Genomic DNA, 21,204 nt, shown 5'->3' with positions numbered 1-21,204 from the left:
ACTTTAGTAACGATAAATTCATCGAGCGTGGCACTCTCCCCACACTCCTGTTACCCGCCGCTCCCTCACCTCGCTTTCTGGAACTCCCAGAGCAGTTTCGGACCTTCCGCAGGCCAAATCCGAATCCAGCAGTTTGACGCCGAATTGCCTGCACACTCGACATGGCGCGAAACGAGGGCACTGTGCGCGCCCCTTTCCCCATGCTCTCCGTTTCCAATGTCAGCAAAACTTACGCCGGCCGCACTTTGTTCAGCCAGGTGTCGTTTCACATCAACCGTGGCGAAAAAATCGGCCTGATCGGCCCGAACGGAGCTGGCAAATCGACGTTGTTCTCGCTCTTGCTGCAGGACACCACGCCGGATGATGGTCAGGTGGTGATGGAGCGCGGCATCAGCTTCGGCTTCCTGCCGCAGGAAAGTGCGCCGATTGACGACGTGACGGTGCTGGAACTGGCGACCGGTCATGTGGATGAGGATCATCGCTGGGAAATCGAGCCGAAGGCCAAGCGCATCCTCAGCGGCCTCGCGTTTCGCGAATCCGACTTCGAGCGCAACGCTCGCACGCTCAGCGGCGGCTGGGTCATGCGCGCGCATTTGGCACGACTGCTCGTGCAGGAGCCGGATCTGCTGCTGCTGGACGAACCGACAAACCATCTCGACCTCGAATCGCTCATCTGGTTCCAAAATTACCTCCAGGGCTATCCGGGCGCCATCCTCATGATCTCGCATGACCGCGAGTTCCTCAATGCGCTCACCGACAGCATTCTCGAGATCGCCCACAGCAAGATCACCCGCTACGTCGGCAACTACGACAACTACCTGCGGGAGAAAGCAGCGCGCGCCGAGCAGCTTCAAGGTGCCTACGACAATCAGCAGCGCGAACTCGCCAAGATGCAGGCCTGGGTGGACAAGTTCAAAGCGAAGGCCAACTTCGCCTCCCGTGCGCAGGACAAGGCGAAGATGATCGACCGCATCGAAAAAGTCGATGCGCCCGTGGCCGATGCCAAAACGGTGAAGTTCCGCTTTCCGCAGCCGATTCGCAGCGGCCAGCGCGTCATCCGCGTGAAGGACGTTGATTTCGCCTATGGCACGCAGCCCGTTTACAGCGGCCTCAATCTCGAAATGGAGCGCGGCGAGCGCACCGTGCTCGTCGGCCCGAATGGCGCGGGCAAATCCACGCTGCTCAAACTGCTCGCCGGAGCCCTCACACCGCAGGCAGGTGCCTGCGAACTCGGCCACAATGTCAAACTCGGCTACTTTGCCCAGTATCGCGGTGACGTGCTCAACATGCGTCACACCGTTCTCGAGTCCGCCATGGACCTGCCGAGCCGTCCCGGCGAAAACATGTGCCGCACCTTGCTCGGCTCGTTTCTTTTCCACGGGGATGACGTCTTCAAGCCCGTCGGCGTGCTCAGCGGCGGTGAAAAGAGCCGCCTCGTGCTCGTGCGCCTGCTGCTCGATCCGCCGAACTTCCTGCTCATGGACGAGCCCACGACGCATCTCGACATGGGCAGCATCGACGCCCTCATCGGCGCATTGGAGCAATACGAAGGCACGCTCGTCTTCATCAGCCATGACGTTCACTTCATCCGCCAGATGGCCAAGCAAGTCCTGCACGTCAGCGCCGGCGTCATCACGCCTTACGCCGGGGATTACCAATACTACCTCGACAAAACCAAGTCCGGCTCCGCCCGCGAAGCCCTCACCGCCACGCTGCACAACGCCCAGCCCACCACCTGGGCCGCTCCCGCTGTGCGTGAACCGCCCAAAAGCAAACAGCAACGTCGTGCCGAGGCCGATGCACGCAATGCCTACAGCAAAGCCAAGAAGGAACTCGACCTGCGCATTTTCAAGATCGAGCAGGAACTCGCCACGCTCGACAAGCGCAAGCACGAGATCGTCAATCTCCTCCAAGAAGAAGCCACCTACGCTGACGCCGCCCAGTTCCGCGTCCTCAGCGCCGAACTGGAAGCCGTGGAGACCAATATCCCCAAATTCACCAGCGAGTGGGAAAAGGCGGCGGAAGAGCTGGAGAAGCTGGTGCCCGTGCCTGCTTGAGAGCGTCAAACTTCAGACTCTGACATTTGGGGCAGCCAAATGAAAGACCTGACCGGTTTTCTTTCATTCCTAGCCACAAAACGATAGAAACTTTCGATCTTCCGGCCCAAATTAAAGGAAACACACCATTTCTTTAATTGATGAACCGAGGACTCACCGGCCATTTCGTTCCTGTCTCCACCTTGGGGGAGGAATGTCGTGCGTTTGTGCCAGCGCCGCTCCCACCGATGCCCGCAATCGTCCTAGATGAGTCGCTGCATGAGCAGCTCCAGGACGCCTCGCTCGCCATCGGGCGGTTGGACGGCCAGATCGATGTTCTGCCGGACCGGCAGGTGTTTCTGTATTCCTATGTGCGGAAGGAGGCGGTGTTGTCCTCGCAGATCGAGGGGACACAGTCCTCGCTCAATGACCTGCTGACTCATGAGATGGATCTCGCCCCAGGAGTGCCCTTGGATGATGTGGCGGAGGTTTCCTGCTATGTCGCAGCCTTGGAGCTGGGCATGCAGCGTCTCGCCGAGGGGCTGCCGATTTCTCTGCGGCTCATCACCGAACTGCACGGCCAACTCCATTCCTCGGGACGCGGCAGCACCAAGCAACCAGGCGAGTTTCGACGCTCGCAAAACTGGATCGGCGGCACGCGGCCCGGCAACGCCCGCCATGTGCCTCCCCCGCCGGACATGGTGCTCGATTGCATGGGATCGCTGGAGAAATTCATCCACAACGATCCGGTGAAGACCGGCACGCTCATCAAAGCGGCGCTCGCGCATGTGCAGTTCGAGACGATCCACCCGTTTCTCGATGGCAACGGTCGTCTCGGACGCCTGCTCATCGCGCTGATCCTCAGCGCGGAGGGCATGCTGCGGCAGCCGATGCTCTATCTAAGCTTGTACTTCAAACAGCACCGCTCCGACTACTACGCGCACCTCCAGAACATCCGGGAGACGGGCGATTGGGAAGCGTGGCTGTCCTATTTCCTGCGCGGTGTGAAGGAAACGGCGGACGATGCTGCTCTGACCGCACGTCGCCTGTGGACGATCTTTCGTGAAGACCGTGAGAAGCTCGTGGTGCTGCCAGGAGCCACCGGTTCGCTGCTCCAGGCACACGAACAACTTCAACGCGTGCCACTGCTCTCCGCCAGCAAAGCCGCCGGAAAGATGAACGTCTCGCTGCCCACGGCGACGAAGGCGCTGCAACGCCTCCAGACCCTCGGCATCGTTCGCGAGATCACCGGCGGCAAGTACGGCCGCCTGTATGCCTACGACGCCTATCTCTCGATCTTCAGCGAGGGCACGGAGCCGCTGCGGTGAGTTGGAGACTCAGCGCCGGATTGGACAATGGAGGGAAACCATGCCGGAAATCCCAGCCCCGCTACGCTGCACTTCACGATGATTTTGAGGTCATTGGGAGGAGCAGAGGCGAATCATTCGCGAGTTCGTCACCCAAAAGTTGCGGGTAAAACACGGCCGCATAACCGCTCTTGATACCTTGAAGCTCATGAATCAGCGCATGGATCAGAAATGAATCGGACGAGATCCACGCATCAATTATGCCCTCCGCACAATCCTGAACTGCTTCATCTTCGTCGTAATTCACCTCAAGGCTGTCCATCACAGCGGATAACGAAACAGCGGCGCTCGTCACAGGCACGCTGTGTAGCGCAGCATATTGAGCTGTGTAACCTTCTTCATAGGTCAGCTCGGCAAAATGATCCGCGTCCTTCTCGTCCGAGAAAAAGAAGCGACTTCTTACGTCGGAAACAACCTTCTCCACCAAGCTGTGAAACGCTTTATCGTAGCGTCCTAGAGCCAACGACACACGCATAATTGTGTCAGCCGTAGCAGGCAAGTAATCAGAGGCCCGACGAAATAGAACGACTTTATCTGGATCGCCCAAGACCGTGCGGTTGTGAGAGATCACAACCGCTTTACGAGCACTGCGGAGCACTGATAACATTGACTGCAATTGTTCGCGGACGTCAGACGTAAGGCGCACGCCAAAGTTAAAAAGCAACACGCCATCTACCGTTTCCGCAAAACTCTCCAGATCTTCGACCAACGGTGTAAGAGCCTGTAAATCGATGTGGTCTGGATGGCACGATTTGCCCATGGCGTGGCGAATCGCTTCCCGCAAATGTGATTCCGCAACCTTGGTATCAATACGATCAACTCGATGCCTGATGTCCGACAAAACCTTTTCAACCCTCTCTTGTGATTCCTGAACTTTTTTGAGTCCTGCCGCAATTTTTCGACACTCGTCTAGTGTTTGGGCTTGGATGCCAAGCGACACAATCGAACTTGCGAGCGCTAATCCGGATACACCAAGTTCCTGTCCAAACGGAAGGTCCAGAATCTCAGATGAAACATCTCCAGGCGACAAATATGAGATGTTCGTGGGATTAAAAATGGGACCGCCCTTCCCGAGTATCTGAACAACAGTTCGCGCCAACTGACTTGGGCCAATTTTATTGAACGGTATGGACATATTCGGGCAGGTTGATAGTGGCTCTTTGAGAATGCAACCTACTAGAACAATAAGTCACAGGATTTGATCATCCCACCGTGCAGATCTGCACGCCCTGCTTGAGCGAGGCGAGCTTGTCGGGGCGATTGGGGATGAATTCCTGGCCGAGGTAGCCGGTGTAACCGGTTTCCTGGATGGCTTTGATGATGGCGGGGTAGTTCAGCTCCTGCGTCTCGTCGATCTCCGCACGGCCCGGAACGCCGCCGGTGTGGTAGTGGGCGAAGGATTCGTGATCGCGGCGGATGGTGGCGATGACATCGCCTTCCATGATCTGCATGTGGTAGATGTCGTAGAGCAGCTTGAAGTGCGGTGAGCCGAGCTTTTTGCACAGCGCGACGCCCCAGGCGCTGTGATCGCACATGTAGTCGGGGTGGTTCACCTTGCTGTTGAGCAGTTCCATCACCAGCGTGATGCCGAGCTTCTCGCAAAGCGGCAGCATGCGTTGGAGGCCCCTGGCGGAGTTTTCGAGGCCCTGTTCATCGCTCATACCATCGCGGTTGCCGCTGAAGCAGATGACTTGTTTGAATCCGGCTTCGGCAGACTCCTTCAAGAGTGGTTCGTAAGCCTGCACGAGCAAATCGTGGTGCTCGATGCGGTTCCAGCCCTTCGGGATCGGCCCGATTTTCACGCCGCCAGGGCCTTCGATGGTGGGATAGCTGACCATGGCGCAATGCAGGCCGTGTTTCTTCACCGTGGCAAAATCTTTCGGATCGAGCAGCTCGACAGACTCCAGGCCGATCTCCTTCGCGGCGAGGCAGAAATCCTCCAGCGGGATGTCCTTGTAGCACCACTTGCACGCGGAGTGACGCACCTTGCCGCCTGCGGCCTTGTCAGCGGCTTCGATCTGCGATTGCAACATCGCCGCAATGGCGCTGACACTGGCGAGAGTTCCGAACTGACGGCGGGAGAGGTTTTGCGGAGTCATGAGCGGAGCCTACACGGATGGCATGTGGGATTCCAAGCAGAGAATCGTGGGGGACGCGAATCGACGGGCAGGAGTGCCCATCGTACTTTTCAGAGGCGCACCGGCACACCGCGTGCGCCGAGATACTTCTTCACATCTCCCACGGTGTATTCGCCGAAGTGGAAGATGCTGGCGGCGAGGACAGCGTCGGCTTTGCCATCGCGAAGTACATCGACCATGTGGTCGAGATTGCCCGCACCGCCGCTGGCTATGACGGGGATGGTGACGGCTTCGCTCACGGCACGGGTCAAAGCGATGTCGTAACCGGCCTTGGTGCCGTCGGAGTCCATGCTGGTGAGCAGGATCTCGCCTGCGCCGCGTCGGCAGACTTCAGCGGCCCATTCGACGGCGTCGAGTTCGGTGGCGTTGCGGCCACCATGCGTGAAGACGGTCCACGAGCCACGGTCGTTGCGTTTGGCGTCGATGGCGACGACGAGACACTGGCAGCCGAAGGCGTTGGCGGCTTCGTCGATGACATCCGGTGTTTTGACGGCGGCGGTGTTGATGCCGACCTTGTCCGCGCCGGCGAGAAGCATCTCACGCATGTCCGCCACGGTGCGGATGCCGCCACCGACGGTCAGCGGCATGAAGCAGCTCGCAGCGGTACGGGCGACGACATCCACCATCGTTTTGCGCTCTTCATGACTCGCGGTGATGTCGAGGAAGACGAGTTCATCGGCTCCCTGAGCATTGTAAACCATGGCGCACTCCACCGGATCGCCCGCATCACGAAGCTGCAGGAATTTCGTGCCTTTGACGACACGGCCTTCCTTCACGTCGAGACAGGGGATGATGCGTTTGGTGAGCATGGGAGCAGAACAGTCAAGAAGTGGTCAAGGTATCGTCAAGAGGGTCAAGCGTCGCGCCTTGCATGGCTTGACTAGTTCTTGACCTCTTGACTCCTTGACGCTTGGGCCTCAGCCCAGAGCCGCCTTCACCATCGTTTCGAGCTTCACGATGTCCTTGGCGAAATTGCGGATGCCTTCGGCGGTCTTTTCAGTCGCCATGGCGTCTTCGTTGAACAACCAGCGGAAGGTTTTCTCATCGCTGCCGATGCGCTCGATCTTGAGGGATTTGGCGTTGGCGGCGTTGAGCTTCGGCGTGATCGGGTCTTCGCTCGCGGCGAGTTCGCCGAGCAAGCCGGGGCTGATGGTGAGGAGGTCGCAGCCGGTGAGTTCGGTGATTTCGCCCTTGTTGCGGAAGCTGGCGCCCATAACCTCGGTCGTGTAGCCGAAGTGCTTGTAGTAGTTGTAGATCTGGGTCACGGAGATCACGCCGGGATCTTCGGTCGGGGCGAAATCCTTGCCGGTGCTCTTCTTGTGCCAGTCGAGGATGCGACCGACGAACGGCGAGATGAGCTTGATGCCGCCTTCGGCGCACACAACCGCCTGAGTGAGGCTGAAGAGCAGCGTCAGGTTGCAGTTGATGCCTTCCTTTTGCAGCACTTCGGCCGCTTTGATGCCTTCCCAGGTGGAGGCGATCTTGATCAGGATGCGCTCACGGGAGATGCCAGCCTTCTCATACTGGCCGATGATCTGGCGGGCCTTGTCGATATTCGCCTGCGTGTCGAAAGACAGGCGGGCATCGACTTCCGTCGAAACGCGGCCCGGAACGATCTTCAAAATCTCGAGACCAAAAGCGACGACGAGCTTGTCCATCACCGCGTCCACACCGCCGGATTTGCCATCCGTGACGGCCTTGTCGAAAATCGCTTTGTACTCGGCCTTCTGAGCAGCCTGGAGGATGAGGGAGGGATTGGTCGTGGCGTCCTGAGGCTTGTAGGCCTTCATGGCTTCGAAATCGCCGGTGTCGGCGACCACCACGGTGTGCTGCTTGAGCTGATCGAGCTGGGTCATAGTCTTGGGGGTTTGGGGGCGGCCAGAGTAAGGGCAAAGAGGGGCTTCGCAAGCCATCAAATCCTCGCTACAAGGCCCCCTGATCTCCAAAAAATCCCACTTGGCAAATCACCCATTTTGGCCTGCGACGGGTGTGCGGTTGAACATAGGCGCCATTCTTTGTGTAATACCCGCACACAGAAACGGTCTTTGGCGCACTGCCTGCGGGTCGCGTGCAGCCATAACCTCATCTGCCGCTGCGCCTATCCGATGCAGTTGCACCCGCAGGTGACGGCGCTGCCGTGGTTTTGCGTGTGAATGAATCACTCCCCTCTCAAATCCAAACAGATCACCCGCTCCCCCGTCTTCTGCATCAGATCCTTCTGCTGCTGACGCACATAAAGCAGGCCGTGGCTGAGGGCTGGCAGGCTCCAGGTGTTCAGCGCGTAAAACGGCTGCGCTTGGGCGATCACTTTGGCTCCGGCGGGGCTAAGATCGAGCCAGTGCAGGGAACCGATCTCACCGAGGCAGAGGAAGTCTCCATCGACCTTGAGGAGGCTCGCGCGGAGGATGCTGAGGCGGGTGGGATTGGCGCGGCCGGTTTGTTTGCTGAATTCGGCGTCGTCCCATTCGATTTTTTGCTCCCACACTTCCGCGCCGGTGTCGGCGTTCACGCAGACGAGGCGGGACTTTGGCTCCGTCTCGCCGTCGATGGCGTAGAGATGGCCTTCGTGATACACCGGGTTCATCCAGTGCACGCCGAGCTTTTTGGACTGCCACACCTCCTTCGGCTGAAACTCGGCGTCATACTCCACCATCACGCCGCCGAGCGGCCGACCCTTCGGATACGCGGTGGTGATGAAGGCGCGGTTCTTCTCCGGAATGACCACCGGTGAGGTGCCGATGGCCTGGATGTATTCATCGTCACGCCAGGCGAACTTGGAATGCAGCTTTCCACTCGTTGGATCGATGCACATGAGGCCGCCGGTGGCTGGATCGCTCTCGCCGCCGGCATAAACGAGTACTTTGAGCTGACCGTGCATCCTGGCAGGAATGGGAGACGCGTAACTCGCGCCCCACGCGTCCTCGACCTTCCAAACCACCTCGCCGCTCTTCAGATCAAAGGCCGCCACGCTCACGCCCGCCTCGGCGAGGCGTTCTTTACGATCGCGCAGGCCTTCCGAGTCCTCAATTGACGCCTTTTTGCCGCCCACGTTCACAATGACGCGTCCATCGAGAATCAGCGGCGTGCCGCCTGCGCCGAAGAAATCCTGCGGCACATGCATTTCGGCCCGCAGATCGCGCTTCCACAGCAGCTTGCCCGTTTTCAGCTCCAACGCCCGCAATTCACATGTCACGCCATAAGTCACCACCACGCCATCGGCGATCACGGGGCTGCCGCGCGGCCCGTTGCCGAATCCGTAGCGATCCTGATACGAGATCGGGTAATCATGCGACCAGAAGCGTTTTCCATTCTCGCGCTGCAGGCACTCGATGATCTCCTTCCCCTCCAGCGCGTGGAAGATCACGCAGGAGTCGCCGCTGATCGCAGGCGAGTTGTAGCCTTCGCCCATCGCCACTTCCCACACGGTTTTCGGCTCGCCTGCGGCCCACTTTTTCGACAAATGCGTCTCCGGCGAGATCGCGTCGTCCGTGGGGCCTAGCACGCGCGGCCAGTCGCTCGTCTTCGCGTCCTTCGCGAGTGGTTTCGGTGCCGCCTGGAAGGTCAGGCGGTCAAACACCTCCTGCGCGGAGCATGCGGTGAAGGCGAAAAGGAGCAGAAACAGTCTCGACGGATTTTTCATGTTGTGTCAGGCTACTGAACGCCATGAAGAACGCCACTCTCATCCTCACCGCCGCTGTTTCGCTGTTTTTGAGTTCCTGCACCACCTGCCCGTTTGGCTGCAAGACGACGCCCAAGGGCAAGGTCGAGCACATCGTGCTCGTCTGGCTGAAACGTCCCGGCAACGCCGCTGACCGCGCCACGCTCATCGCCTGTGCGAAAAGGTTCCAGGCGGAGATCAAAGAGATCCAGCACCTCAGCGTCGGCCCAGCTGTGCCGAGCGAGCGCCCGATCGTGGATGACAGCTTCGACGTAGGTTTTGTGATGCGCTTTGCCAGCAAGGCCGACATGGACGCTTATGAAAGGCATCCTGTGCACCAAAAGGCCGTGAAGGAGACGCTCATGCCGCTGGCCAAGAAGGTGCAGGTGTATGACATCGGCTGTGAGTGAATGATCATCCCGGCGGGATTTCAGTCCGGCCAGCGATACGCGGGGAGGGCAGCAGGGCGGCTACTTTTTCGCCTCTGCTTCCACCCCGAACAGCGGCAGGGATTTTTTCACGGACTGGGTGACACCCCAAAGGAGCGGGGTGGAGACAATGATCCAGATGAGGACGGCTTTCATGGCGTGAAATCAGGCGGAGGGCGTGTCTTTGACGTGGTATTTGGGATCAACCGGGCGGACGAGTAGGTTTGCGATGAGACCGATGCCGAGCAGGCCGCACATGAGGTAAAAGGTGCCGTTGTAGGCCTGCGCCTTCGGCACACCGGCGGCGACGCGGCTGTCGTAAAATCCATTGATGAGCGAGGGGCCGATGACGGCGGCCATGCTCCAGGCGGTGATGAGGCGGCCATGAATCGCGCCGACCTGGTAGGTGCCGAACATGTCCTTCAAGTAAGCCGGGATCGTAGCGAAGCCACCGCCATACATGCTGATGATGAGCGCGGTGCAGATGACGAAGAGCGTGCGGTTCTGCGTCTCCTGCGTGTAGGGCAGGATGGCGTAGAGCGCGGCGCCGAGGATGAAGTAGATGCAATAGACCGCCTTCCGCCCGATGAGGTCGGAGGTGGAGGACCAGACAAAACGTCCGCCCATGTTGAAAATGCTCAGCAGGCCGGTGAAACCCGCGCCGATGGCGACGCTGACGCCAAACATGTCCATGCACATGTCCGCCGCGCGACCGAGCACGCCGATGCCGGCGCTGACGTTCATGCACAGCACGGTCCAGAGCAGCCAGAACTGCGGAGTCTTCCACGCGGTATCGACCGAGACGCTGGCGGTGGTGATCATGCCATGCGAGGCGGCCACTTTCGGCTCGTAGCCTTCCGGTTTCCATCCTGGGGCGGGAACACGGACAATGAAGGCACCAAACAGCATGAAGCAGGCATAAATCCCCGCCATGGTGATGAGCGCCTGCATCGCCCCCGTGTTGGTGCCGGAGGCCAACGCATTGAGCGGCTCTTTCAAAGGCCCGATGAGACTGGCGAACAAGCGCTGATCAAAACTGGGAGCGATACCTGCGGCGGCACCTGCGCCTGCGGTGAACAATTTCATCAACTCCTGCGCCAGTGGCGAACCGATGAGCGCCCCGCCGCCAAAGCCCATGATCGCCATTCCAGTCGCCATGCCGGGACGGTCGGGGAACCATTTCACCAGAGTCGAAACGGGCGCGATGTAGCCGAGTCCCAGGCCGATGCCGCCGACGAAGCCGTAGCCAAACCAAATCAACCAGAGCATTTTCAGCTTCACCCCGAGCGCGGCGAGCAACAGGCCGCCGCAGAAGCAGCAGCACGAGGCCAGCATGGTTTTGCGCGGGCCGTTGCGTTCCACCCATTTGCCGAAAGTCGCCGCAGAAAGGCCCAGCATGACCAGTGCGATCATGTAGGCCACATTCACCTGCGACACCGTCGCGCCGAGTTCCGTGCTGAGCGGCTTGTTGAACACGCTGAAGGCATACACCTGCCCGATGCACATGTGGACCGCGACGGCGGCGGGAGGGACAAGCCAGCGGCTGAATCCAGGCTGGGCGACGGTGGCTTCGCGGGAGAGGAAACTCATGGTGGGTCGGGACTATCGGTTAAGCCGCGTGTTTTAGGGGGTTCGTGGGCGGAATGGCAAGTAAAAGATAAGAATCGACAACAAACGCGGGATTTCATACGTTCATCCACCTGCCTGGCAATCCTGCCGGGCTCTTAACCAAACACACATACCTAACTCAATTGATGAAAACTCTGCTCTCCATCATTGCCCTCTCCTTCGCATCCGCCGGTCTGGCGGCCGCGGCTGACAAATGCCCCATCAGCGGCAAGCCCGCTGATTCCAGCATCACCAGCAAAGGCAAAGACGGCAAAACCGTCGCCTTCTGCTGCGAGAAGTGCAAAGCCAAGTTCGACGCCAAGAACAAGTAACGGCCACGCGCTGAATCATTCAGCGTTTGAAAGGCGGAACCGGGAAACCGGTTCCGCTTTTTTCATCGCTTCTTGCCGGCGCGTTCCTGGAGGAACTTCTGGAAACCGATTTTCACAAACTCAGGGTCACGAGCCCGGATCATCGCATCATCCAGGCTGATGAAGCCGTAGCTGGCCAGATGCATGAGACTGTCATCAATCGTGTGCATGCCGTCGATGCCGCCGATTTGGATCAGGTTGCCGAGCTGCGACAGACGGCGTGAGCGGATGCTGGAGGCGATGCCCTGGTTGACTACCATGATCTCAGAGGCCATCACGCGACCGGGCTGATCATGGCGGCCGATAAGCGACTGGCAGATCACGCCTTTGAGCGAACTGGCGAGCTGTGAGGCCACGAAGTCCTGCTGCTCGTCCGGGAAAGCGTCGAGGATGCGCAGCACGGTGCTGGGCGCGTCATGGGTGTGCAGGGTGCTGATGACGAGATGGCCCGTCTCGGCGGCGGTGAGCGCGGTGCGCATGGTCTCCAGATCGCGCAATTCGCTGACGACGATGACATCCGCGTCCTGGCGCAGGGCGCTTTTGATGGCGGCGGCAAAGTTGTGCGTGTCCGCGCCGACCTGACGCTGGCGCACGAGGCTTTTCTCATGGGAGAACAAATACTCAATGGGATCCTCAATGCTGACGATGTTCACCTGCCGAGTGCGGGTGATGTGCTGCGTCAACGAGGCAAGCGTGGTCGTCTTGCCGCTGTTGCTGGTGCCGGTGACGAGGATCAGCCCGTCACGCAACTCGGTGAAGCCCTCAACAGCGGGACCGTGCCCCAGATCGCGCAGCTCCGGGATCTGCGCCGGGATGTAGCGGAAGGAGGCTTCAATGCGGCCCAGGACATAGCAGGCGTTGCCACGGAAGCGGCCCAGATTCTCCACCTGGATGGCAAAGTCGAGCTCCCACTTCTGCTCCAGCTCCGCGCGCTGGTTTTCCTTCAGTACGCCAAAGATCAGCTCTCGCAGGTCGTTGATTTCCAAAACTTCATCGGCCACCGGCGTGAGCACGCCGTTGATACGGCCCATCGGCGGCGAGTTCGCGCTGATGTGCAAGTCAGAGCCGCCACGCTCGATGACCATGAAGAGATATTCGATAAGATCGTGGTTACGCATGGCTGGGGAAGTTGACGGTGGTTGGCAGTTGTTTGCAGTCGTTGGCGGTAGTTTTCAGAAAGCGGAGAGCTGTTTTTGGATTGGAAACCATGGCAAAAAATCGTCAACCACCGCAAACAATCGCAAACTCCTCACGAAATGCCCCGTGCCGCACGGCGGAACTCGGCCTCGTTGCCGGCGGCGGCGATGGCGGTCACCTCGTCGATGACACCGGCTCCGAAGGCGGCCACGATGGACTGTAGGAAAGTGCGGCAGTTGGGGTCACCGGCGCGGGTCATGTACTCCGCGATGTCGGACACAGCGCGTCGTGCGATCCAGTCGCGCACCGCGCCCCCATTTTGCAGATGCTCCACCATCAGGGTGAGCCTGCCCGTCACATCCGGCACCAGTTTCTGGCACAGCACACCGAGGAGCTGGTGGGAGAGCAGATGCAGGCCGATGCCGACCTGGTCGGCGGGGAAGAGGTTCACAAAGCGTTCCATCGTGTCCGCCACGGTGGCGGAGTGCATGGAGGCGATGACGAGATGCCCCGTCTCGCAGGCTTGCAGCGCGGTGAAGGCGGTGTCGTGGTCACGAATTTCCCCCACGAAAATCACATCCGGCGCCTGACGCATGGCGGCGCGCAGGCCGCGGGTGAAGCTCGGCGTGTCGCGCCCCACCTCGCGTTGGGTGAACATGCTGCGGTTATTGGTGAAGATGTACTCCACCGGATCTTCGATCGTCACGATGTGGCGGGCCACGTTCGTGTTCATCCAGTGCAGCAGCCCGGCCAGCGTGGTGGATTTCCCCTGGCCGGTGGAGCCCGTGACCAGCACCATGCCGTGCTCCTGCTGCCCCCAGCGCGTCAGCAGCCACTCGGGCGCGCCGAGCGCGCCCAGGGACGGCATGTCCGTGCGGATGCGCCGCAGCGTGGCGGCCAGCCTGCCCAGCACCTTGTGCAGATTCACACGGAAGCGGATGCCGGAGCGCGAGACCATGCCCGTGTCCACATCCATGTCCTTCAACGTGTCTCCGCCGCAGGCCTGCCAGAGCCCGGCCACATGCGGCAGCAGCAGAGGCTCGTCGCCGAAGATCATGAGCTGCTCGTTGATCTTCATGCGCGGCACCTCGCCTTCTTGGATGAAAATGTCGCTCGCCTGATGCTCTTCGGCGGCTTGCAGGATGTCATCAACGGAAATAGCCATGGGAGAAAACGCTAGCGGTGGCTTGCACGCGCCTCAACCCCGCAGTGCGTTTTTCGTTACTCGAAATCTGGCTGCGCCGGTCAAGCAGTCGTCAAAGAGTCAAGGAATGGTCAAGTGTCGTGCCGTGACGTGCTTGACCACCCTTTGACAATCTTGACCGGCGCAGCCTTGACCTTTCAACCACTCACTCACCCGCCAGCAACTGCCCGCAATACCACAGCATGCGCGGCAGATGAAACGGCCCCTTCCATAGGTTGCCCTTCAAAGTCACCGATGGCGTGCCGTCGCGGTGCAAATAACCAAACCACTCGCCGTGCTCCGGGTCCGGGAAGTGCGCGAAGCTCCAGTCATGCACCTGCTTGTGCCACTGCGCATACTTGGCGTCTCCCGTGATGTGCCAGGCCAGCAGCGTGGCGATGATGGCCTCGTTGTGCGGCCACCAGAATTTCATGTCGTGCCAGTATTCCTGCACCGGTTTGTGGAAGACATCGCGGAAGTAGAAAATGCCGCCGTGCTCCGTGTCCCAGCCGCGCTGCCACATGCCGTCGAGGATCGACAGACCGAGCTTGATGTAACTCTGCTCCCCGCGCCAGCGGCCCTCATGCAGGATGAACCACGCGCATTCCAGCGCATGACCCGGATTCAGCGTGCGACCGTCAAAATGGTCGATCATTGATCCATCGGGCGAAACGACCTCCATCAGCGCCCCGAGGTCTGGTTTGAAGAAAAACCGCTGAATCTCCAAAATGAAGCGATCCGCCCACTCCGAACACGAATGACCGGAGATTTTCACATCGCCGAGGTTCACGCGCAGTTCCTGCGCGGTCGCGATGCCGATCATCAGCGCGCCGATGCCCATCATCGGTCGCGTGTTCGGCTCGATCTTCGGCTGCATCATCCCTTTCTCGAAGGAGTGCTTCAAATACGTCGCGAAGTCCTTCTTAGCCCCTTCCGCATAGCTTTCATCCCCAGTCGCCTTCGCATACGCCGCATGCGCGATGGCGGAGAACGCCTCGCTGAACACATAACGCCGCATCCGCAGCGGCTTCCCTTCCCGTGTCACGCTGAAGAAGAGCTTCCCATCCGTCGCGTAGCCGTGCCGCTGGAGGAAGGCCAGACACGATCCCGCCGCCTCGATCCAGTCGCTGCGTTGCTCCACCGTGTTGTAGAGCGTCGCGAAGGTCCAGGCCGCCCGGCCCTGGAACCAGAGGCTCTTGTCCGTGTCCAAAATCGACCCATCGCGGTCCAGCGACGTGATGATGCCGTCAAACTCACGGTCCATGCCGTGCTTCAGCCAGAACGGCATCACATCGTGGAGCAACGTGTCGCGGTAGAGCTTCCGCAGTTCCTCTCGATACCCTGGGGCGGTCAGATCGTGGTTCATCGTCAGACTTTTGAACCACTCATGCCCACTAATCCAACACTGATGGATCTGATTCAGGCATCAGTGTTCCATGGGAGTAAAAATCAGGAATTCGCCCATACTGGTCGCTACGCCTCAAAGGGCATGCGTTCCTTCATCAAGTTATCCATAGTACGTCTAGCTCATCCACGGCGGGCGGGAAGCCGAATTCAAAGAAGGACGTTGCACGCCGTTGGATGCAGCGTCTTGATAGGCTTCTGGATTACCACGCGACTGCATCGAAATAGACGAAACCGTCCTCCCATCCAACCAAAATCCGGTAGCCTTGCTCCTGATGAAAATACAGCGGTGGTGCCTTTGGTGACCACCAGTCAGGTCCTCCCGTCCACGATAAGTAGTCCTTCCCCGCGTTGCCCTGTTCCTCGTTGGAAGCTCCCACCCTCAATGCGTAAGGCTGGACCTGATCTCTCGGAATTCGGGCCTTGAGTAAGCGAGAAAAGTCCCCAGTGATACCAAAGTCCTTGTAATATTCATGGATCTCAGTCGCACCATCAGGAAGATCTCGGACAGCCTTCGATGGAACGATCTTGTCGATCACGAGAATAACAAGAATGGCAGTGCACAGCACTCCAAGTATCCAAAGGCAGCCTCGCGATGGTTTCTTCATTCTATGCCTATCGTTTTTTGTGGTTTTCGGCCTCGGTTCAACCGGCATGCGCCCACGCGGGCCGCTCGGCCTCGAATGTCACGCATTCCTTCGTCAAAGGATGCTGGAACGTGATCTTCCAGGCATGTAGGCACAATGGCGGATCGTCCACGGCGAGGGTTTGCGTTTCACCGATCTCGCCATCAGCCAGATAGGCGGCGTCACCGATGATCGGGTAGCCGAGATGCCAGAGGTGGATGCGGATTTGATTGGTGCGGCCGGTGATGGGCCTTGCTTCGATCAAGGCGGTGCCGTCGGCATCGCGCTGGAGCACGCGGAACTCGGTGCGTGCCTCCAAACCGGCCGCATCGACGTTACGTCCGCCGAGTTTGCCTGCTTCGGCGCTGACGGGGGCATCGCAGACAAATTCATCCTGCGGCGGATGGCCTTTCACTCGGGCTAGATAGAGCTTTTCGACCTCGCCACGCTCAAACTGCGGCTGCACGAGGCGGGCGAAGTGCCGCGTCTTGCACAGCACCATCACGCCGGTCGTGTTCGCGTCCAGCCGATGCACCGTGCGTGGCCGCAGCGGATGCCAGACGACATCGACGATGAATTGCAGCGTGTTGCGATTGAAGCGACCGCCGACATGCACGGGCAGCGGCGCGGGTTTGTTCACCACGAGGATGGCCTCGTCTTCAAACAGCACGCGGATGTCCGCGTTCACGTCCGGCTCGCGCTGCGCGGGCGTGAGGTGCAGATAGTGCTCGCCGGCGCGGACGATTTGATCCGCCGTGACGCGCTGACCGTCTTTGTCAGCGAGACGGCCCGCTTCGGCGGCCGCGAGCCAGGTTTCGCGACCGATGTGCGGCATCACATGGCAGAGCGTGTCGAGCAAGGTTTGGTGATCGCAGGCTGCCGGGACATGCAGTGGGCGTTCGTGCTCGTAGGGCACGCTGCCGGGAAGTGGAGTCGCGGCGGCACGAATAGCCGCATGGCGTTTCTCGATCTGCTCGCGCTGCTGCTGCTCGGTGGTTTTGAAGCAGTAGGGGCAGGAGACATGCTCCACATAGCGCGGATCGGCCTGCTCCTCGGCTGTCAGTGGCGTCTGGCAGGCGAAACACTGCGAGGAGGCCGTCTCATGCAGCCCAGGGTCCACGCCCACACGCTGATCGAACACAAACAGCTCGCCGTCATAATGCGCGCTGCCGCATTCCTCAAAGTACTTCAAAATGCCGCCCTCAAGCTGCCACACATGCTCAAAGCCCTCGCGCTCCATGAACGGCGCCGCCTTCTCACAGCGAATGCCGCCGGTGCAGAAGGACACGATCTCGGCTTTCTTCATCTCCGCAGGCAATCGGGCCACCGCCGCAGGGAAATCGCGGAAGGAATCAATCCCCGCCACCACCGCGCCTTTGAAGGTGCCGAGCTTCACCTCGTAGTCGTTGCGGGTGTCGTAGAGAATGACGGGGCGGCCTTCGTCGAGCCATTGCTTCAGCTCTTTCGGCTCCAATCGCGGCGAGGTGTACTTTGCGGGCTCGATGCCCTCCACGCCAAAGGCGATGATCTCCTTCTTGATGCGCACCAGCATGCGCCGGAACGGCTGCTCGGCGCTTTCGCTGTACTTCGGCCTGAGGCCCTCCAGCCCCGGAATGCCGCGCAATTCATCCACGAGCGCGTCCACATCTTCGCGAAGGCCGGCGATGAACATGTTGATGCCCTCCGTGCTCAGCAAGATCGTGCCCTTCAGTCCGCGCTCCTTGCAGAGGTCCAACAACCGCTGGCGCAGCTCTTTCAAGCCGGAGAGCGCGGCGAATTGATAGCAGGAGATGTTGGTGATCGTGGCGGTGGCGGACATTGGGAGGCGGGCAAAAAGCACATGAAGCCGGTGACGGCGAGTGCAATTCATCACCCTCCTTTGCCGTTCGTTTCTCATGCGCCTCATACTTACCTTCCTCCTGATCTCCACCTTCGTCCAAGCCCAGCAGCCCGCCGCGCCGAAACCGAAGGCTTACACGGACCCGGCTCACACGGACGACGATTTTGCGATTCAGGGCGAGTACACCGGCCAGCTCGATGGCAAAAGCTACGGCGTGCAGATCTGGGCGCAAGGCGACGGGAAATTTGAGGCGGTGAGTTATCCGGGCGGACTTCCTGGGGCCGGTTGGGATGGTGATCGCTCCACGGTGACGAAAACTCCCGGTCAGCGTGGCGAACGGGAAAAAACAGCGCTCTTCACGGTTAAAGACGGCACTTTGAAGGCCGAAGTGAACGGTCAGAACATTCTCGTGAGCAACACGGACGGCGTGCGTGTGATGGAACTCAACCGCACCGACCGCAGTTCGCCCACGTTGGGGGCGCAGCCGCCGGAAAATGCCGTCGTGCTCTTCGATGGCAAAGGCGTGAACCGGTTTCCGAATTCCCGTGTCGATGCAGCCATCGGTGCGCTCATGGAGGGCATCACGAGCGAGGACACCTTTGGCGATTGCAGCCTGCATGTGGAATTCCTGCTGCCCTACATGCCCGAAGCACGCGGCCAAGGCCGCGGCAACAGCGGTCTTTACCTGCAAGGCCGCTACGAAGTCCAGATGCTCGACAGCTTCGCGCTTGACGGGAAGGACAACGAGTGCGGCGGCCTTTACAGGATCGCTTCTCCGAAGGTGAATATGTGCCTGCCGCCGCTCACCTGGCAGACCTACGATGTCGATTTCACCGCCGCGAAATACGATGCCGAAGGTAAGAAGACTGCGAACCCTCGAATCACCGTGAGGCACAATGGCGTCGTGATTCACGAGAACCAAGAACTGCCGGGTTCGACCACTTCCGCGCCGAAAAAGGAGGAGAACACGCCGGGACCGATCTACCTCCAGAACCATGGCAACCCGGTGCGCTACCGGAACATCTGGGTGGTACGGAAGTAGTGGAGAAGGATCAGCACCCCTCAGGGATGTGAACAACCGCCCCGGTTGTGAATATAGCCCCCGCAATTTTCCGCGAATAATTATGGCAATCGGACTGGCAATCCATTATTTAAGGCCCATTAAATACCGCGATTCGCCAGCCTGTGCCGCTGGTTGCTGTGTCCTCCCGCCATGTCCGCCGCGAAGAAAGGTTCCAAAAAGACCGCCAAGCGCTCCACCCGGAAGCGCCGGGATTCGGACACGCATGTCATCGACTACCAGCCGGAATCCCCGGTGATCCGTGAGCATGAGGCCGTGGAGCGCCGCCGTCGTGGCTTCCGCACCGCCATGTGGATGATCGCCGCGATGATCATCATCGGCCTCGGCTGGGTGACGTGGCATGAGGCGCTGGAAAAGAATTCCCAATTTCTGCTCAAGGCGGTGGAGGTGAACACCGAGGGCACGCTTACGCGCGAGCAGATCGTCGCCGCCACCGGACTGACCACGGCCACAAACCTGCTCACGATGAACCTGCGCGAGGTGCGTGCCAGGATCGAACGCCTGCCGCAGGTGAAGTCCGCCGTGATCCACCGCGACTACCACGGCCAACTGACGCTCGATGTGGTGCAGCGCCTGCCGGTCGCTTGGATTGAGTGTGCGAAATGGAAGCTGATGGAGCCACTGAGCGGCAAAGGCTGCCTGATGGATGCCGAGGGCGCACCGGTGCCGTGCGATGTGATCACGAAGCAAAGCCTCGCGATGCCGCGCATCCAGTTTCCCGCTCTCAGCGAGGCGGTGCCGGGCAAGGCGGTGCCGGATTTGCAGGTCCACGCGGCGCTGCGCCTGATGCAGGAACTGCAAAAGCGCGACGAAGGTGGCCGCGCCAAACTGGAACGCATCGAGATCCCGAACGCGTGGTCGCTCGTCGCTCATTTTGCCGGCGAGGCCAAAATCATCTTCGGTGTGGACGATCTGGAGCCCCAGCTCGCCCGCTTTGACCGTTTCATCCACGAAGCTCGTGCCAGAAAGTGGCGCGTGGCCACGCTGAACCTCCTCGCGCGGGTGAACACGCCCGCCACCTTTCACGAGCCGCCGGATGTCACCGGGCTGAACCTGGCGGACACAGCCGCCACCACCCCAACCGCACGCTGAACCCCATGGCCAAAAGCACGATCTACGCAGGACTCGAAATCGGAACGCACAAAATCTGTGTCGTCGTCGGCGAGGCGAAGCGTGACGGGGCCATCAAAATTCTCGGCGTTGGCCAGGCGCCCTCGCGTGGCGTGCGCAAAGGCGAGATCGTCGATTTTGAAAAGGTGCAGACCTGCGTGAACGACGCGCTCGTACGAGCTGAAGACCGCAGCGATGTGATGATCCGCAATGTCTTCCTCGGCGTGACCGGCGCGCACATCGAGAGCCTGAACAATCGTGGCCGCCACCGCCTCGCGGACGATCAAACTGAGATCACCGAAGATGATGTCGAGGAGGCGAAGGAGATCGCCCGCAGCGTGTCCATCCCGCAGTCGAACGTGTTCCTGCACAGCGTCACGCGGCAGTACATCGTTGACGGTGTTGAGGCCGTGCGGCAGCCAATCGGCCGAGAGGGCCGCGTGCTGGAGGCAGACTATCACATCATCCACGGCATCCGTGGCCGGGTGCAAAACGCCATCCGCTGCGTGCGTGAGATTCCGCTGGAGGTGGAGGACGTGGTTTTCAATCCCGTCGCCGCGGCGCAGGTCGTGCTGACGCGTGAGGCGAAAATGCAAGGCGCGCTCATGATCGACTTTGGCGCAGGCACCTGTGACTACGTTTTGTACGAGGACGGCATGATCACCGCCTCCGGCTGCGTGCCGCTGGGCGGCGACCACATCACGAACGACGTGGCGATGGCCCTGCAAATCCCGAACGGCCGCGCTGAGCGGCTGAAAGTCGAGGAGGGCAGTGTTTTGTATGATGAGGTGCCTGATGGCGAGATGCTCAGCATTGAGGACGACACCGGTTTGGTCCTCGGCGAGGTCGAGCGGGCTTTCCTCAACGAGGTCATGAACCTGCGCACGAAGGAAATTCTCATCCAGGTACGCGTGCGCGTGGAGGAGCATCTCGGTCGCCTCGGCGCGGGCATTTACCTCACCGGCGGCGTGAGCCTGATGAAAGGCGTTGACGCCGTGGCGCGTGAGGTGTTTGGCATCAAGGTCACACGCGCTGGCTCCGCTCCCGTCAGCGGCATCACCGCCACCTTCGAGAACCCGCAGTATTCCGCGCCCATCGGCCTCATTCGCTATGCGCAGATCCTCGACAGCGAAAAACCTTTTCTCTCGCCCTTGAAGCGCCTCGGCAGGCGCATGCAGGAGCTTCTTTCCTCCGTCACTCTTTAAACCAGCAGCCAG

At 60.1% G+C, this 21,204-nt stretch carries 18 protein-coding genes; 7 read left to right on the top strand and 11 right to left on the bottom strand.

Annotated elements, in window-relative coordinates; all coding sequences use genetic code 11:
* Nucleotides 1–200: 200 nt before the first annotated feature.
* Nucleotides 201–2,057, top strand: a complete 1,857-nt coding sequence (locus ACILSI_RS17245) for an ABC-F family ATP-binding cassette domain-containing protein (protein ID WP_395723146.1) — start codon at nt 201–203, stop codon at nt 2,055–2,057.
* Nucleotides 2,058–2,284: 227 nt separating this feature from the next.
* Entirely contained in the window at nt 2,285–3,364 is a 1,080-nt protein-coding gene (locus tag ACILSI_RS17240) for a Fic family protein (protein ID WP_395723145.1), read from the top strand.
* Nucleotides 3,365–3,437: 73 nt separating this feature from the next.
* Here ACILSI_RS17240 and ACILSI_RS17235 read toward each other — a convergent pair whose 3' ends face one another.
* The 5 genes from ACILSI_RS17235 to ACILSI_RS17215 all read right to left on the bottom strand — a co-directional run bounded on the left by ACILSI_RS17235 (nt 3,438) and on the right by ACILSI_RS17215 (nt 9,181).
* Entirely contained in the window at nt 3,438–4,538 is a 1,101-nt protein-coding gene (locus ACILSI_RS17235; RefSeq protein WP_395723144.1) for a hypothetical protein, read from the bottom strand.
* 67 nt (nt 4,539–4,605) lie between these two features.
* Nucleotides 4,606–5,502 carry a hydroxypyruvate isomerase family protein gene (locus ACILSI_RS17230; RefSeq protein WP_395723143.1) on the bottom strand — a complete coding sequence of 299 codons (897 nt, stop codon included), beginning with the start codon at nt 5,500–5,502 and terminating at the stop codon, nt 4,606–4,608.
* An 89-nt stretch (nt 5,503–5,591) separates the two neighbouring features.
* Nucleotides 5,592–6,350 (bottom strand): imidazole glycerol phosphate synthase subunit HisF, encoded by a 759-nt coding sequence (gene hisF / locus ACILSI_RS17225; protein ID WP_395723142.1) that lies wholly within the window; start codon nt 6,348–6,350, stop codon nt 5,592–5,594.
* Between the two features lie 108 nt (nt 6,351–6,458).
* Nucleotides 6,459–7,397, bottom strand: coding sequence for a transaldolase (gene tal, locus ACILSI_RS17220; protein ID WP_395723141.1), 939 nt, complete (start codon nt 7,395–7,397; stop codon nt 6,459–6,461).
* A gap of 302 nt (nt 7,398–7,699) precedes the next feature.
* A complete protein-coding gene (locus ACILSI_RS17215; RefSeq protein ID WP_395723140.1) occupies nt 7,700–9,181 on the bottom strand; it encodes a PQQ-binding-like beta-propeller repeat protein in 1,482 nt (493 codons plus the stop codon).
* Nucleotides 9,182–9,204: 23 nt separating this feature from the next.
* Between ACILSI_RS17215 and ACILSI_RS17210 the strand changes: the two genes are divergently transcribed.
* Nucleotides 9,205–9,609, top strand: coding sequence for a Dabb family protein (locus tag ACILSI_RS17210; protein ID WP_395723139.1), 405 nt, complete (start codon nt 9,205–9,207; stop codon nt 9,607–9,609).
* Between the two features lie 183 nt (nt 9,610–9,792).
* Here ACILSI_RS17210 and ACILSI_RS17205 read toward each other — a convergent pair whose 3' ends face one another.
* Nucleotides 9,793–11,217, bottom strand: a complete 1,425-nt coding sequence (locus ACILSI_RS17205; RefSeq protein WP_395723138.1) for an OFA family MFS transporter — start codon at nt 11,215–11,217, stop codon at nt 9,793–9,795.
* A gap of 164 nt (nt 11,218–11,381) precedes the next feature.
* Here ACILSI_RS17205 and ACILSI_RS17200 point away from each other — a divergent pair, with 164 nt between their 5' ends.
* Entirely contained in the window at nt 11,382–11,567 is a 186-nt protein-coding gene (locus tag ACILSI_RS17200) for a hypothetical protein (RefSeq protein ID WP_395723137.1), read from the top strand.
* A 62-nt stretch (nt 11,568–11,629) separates the two neighbouring features.
* Here the strand turns inward: ACILSI_RS17200 and ACILSI_RS17195 are convergent, their stop codons facing one another.
* The 5 genes from ACILSI_RS17195 to ACILSI_RS17175 all read right to left on the bottom strand — a co-directional run bounded on the left by ACILSI_RS17195 (nt 11,630) and on the right by ACILSI_RS17175 (nt 17,775).
* Nucleotides 11,630–12,724, bottom strand: coding sequence for a type IV pilus twitching motility protein PilT (locus ACILSI_RS17195; protein WP_395723136.1), 1,095 nt, complete (start codon nt 12,722–12,724; stop codon nt 11,630–11,632).
* 131 nt (nt 12,725–12,855) lie between these two features.
* Complete coding sequence (locus tag ACILSI_RS17190; RefSeq protein ID WP_395723135.1) at nt 12,856–13,908, bottom strand: type IV pilus twitching motility protein PilT; 1,053 nt, start codon at nt 13,906–13,908, stop codon at nt 12,856–12,858.
* Between the two features lie 184 nt (nt 13,909–14,092).
* Nucleotides 14,093–15,292 carry an AGE family epimerase/isomerase gene (locus tag ACILSI_RS17185; RefSeq protein WP_395723134.1) on the bottom strand — a complete coding sequence of 400 codons (1,200 nt, stop codon included), beginning with the start codon at nt 15,290–15,292 and terminating at the stop codon, nt 14,093–14,095.
* A 241-nt stretch (nt 15,293–15,533) separates the two neighbouring features.
* Nucleotides 15,534–15,869, bottom strand: a complete 336-nt coding sequence (locus ACILSI_RS17180; protein WP_395723133.1) for a hypothetical protein — start codon at nt 15,867–15,869, stop codon at nt 15,534–15,536.
* Between the two features lie 106 nt (nt 15,870–15,975).
* Entirely contained in the window at nt 15,976–17,775 is a 1,800-nt protein-coding gene (locus tag ACILSI_RS17175; protein ID WP_395723132.1) for an RluA family pseudouridine synthase, read from the bottom strand.
* 76 nt (nt 17,776–17,851) lie between these two features.
* On the opposite strand from ACILSI_RS17175, the gene ACILSI_RS17170 reads away from it, so the two are divergent.
* From ACILSI_RS17170 to ftsA, 3 genes are all read left to right on the top strand, one after another.
* Nucleotides 17,852–18,838: a DUF1080 domain-containing protein gene (locus tag ACILSI_RS17170; RefSeq protein WP_395723131.1), complete on the top strand. Its 987-nt coding sequence runs from the start codon at nt 17,852–17,854 to the stop codon at nt 18,836–18,838.
* Between the two features lie 171 nt (nt 18,839–19,009).
* Entirely contained in the window at nt 19,010–19,969 is a 960-nt protein-coding gene (locus tag ACILSI_RS17165) for a cell division protein FtsQ/DivIB (protein WP_395723130.1), read from the top strand.
* Nucleotides 19,970–19,974: 5 nt separating this feature from the next.
* Complete coding sequence (gene ftsA / locus ACILSI_RS17160) at nt 19,975–21,192, top strand: cell division protein FtsA (protein WP_395723129.1); 1,218 nt, start codon at nt 19,975–19,977, stop codon at nt 21,190–21,192.
* The last annotated feature ends 12 nt before the right edge of the window (nt 21,193–21,204 follow it).

This window comes from Prosthecobacter sp. (assembly GCF_044232965.1).
In the GTDB taxonomy this organism is placed as follows: Bacteria; Verrucomicrobiota; Verrucomicrobiia; order Verrucomicrobiales; family Verrucomicrobiaceae; genus Prosthecobacter.
This window is presented reverse-complemented; position numbering and strand designations above follow the sequence as displayed.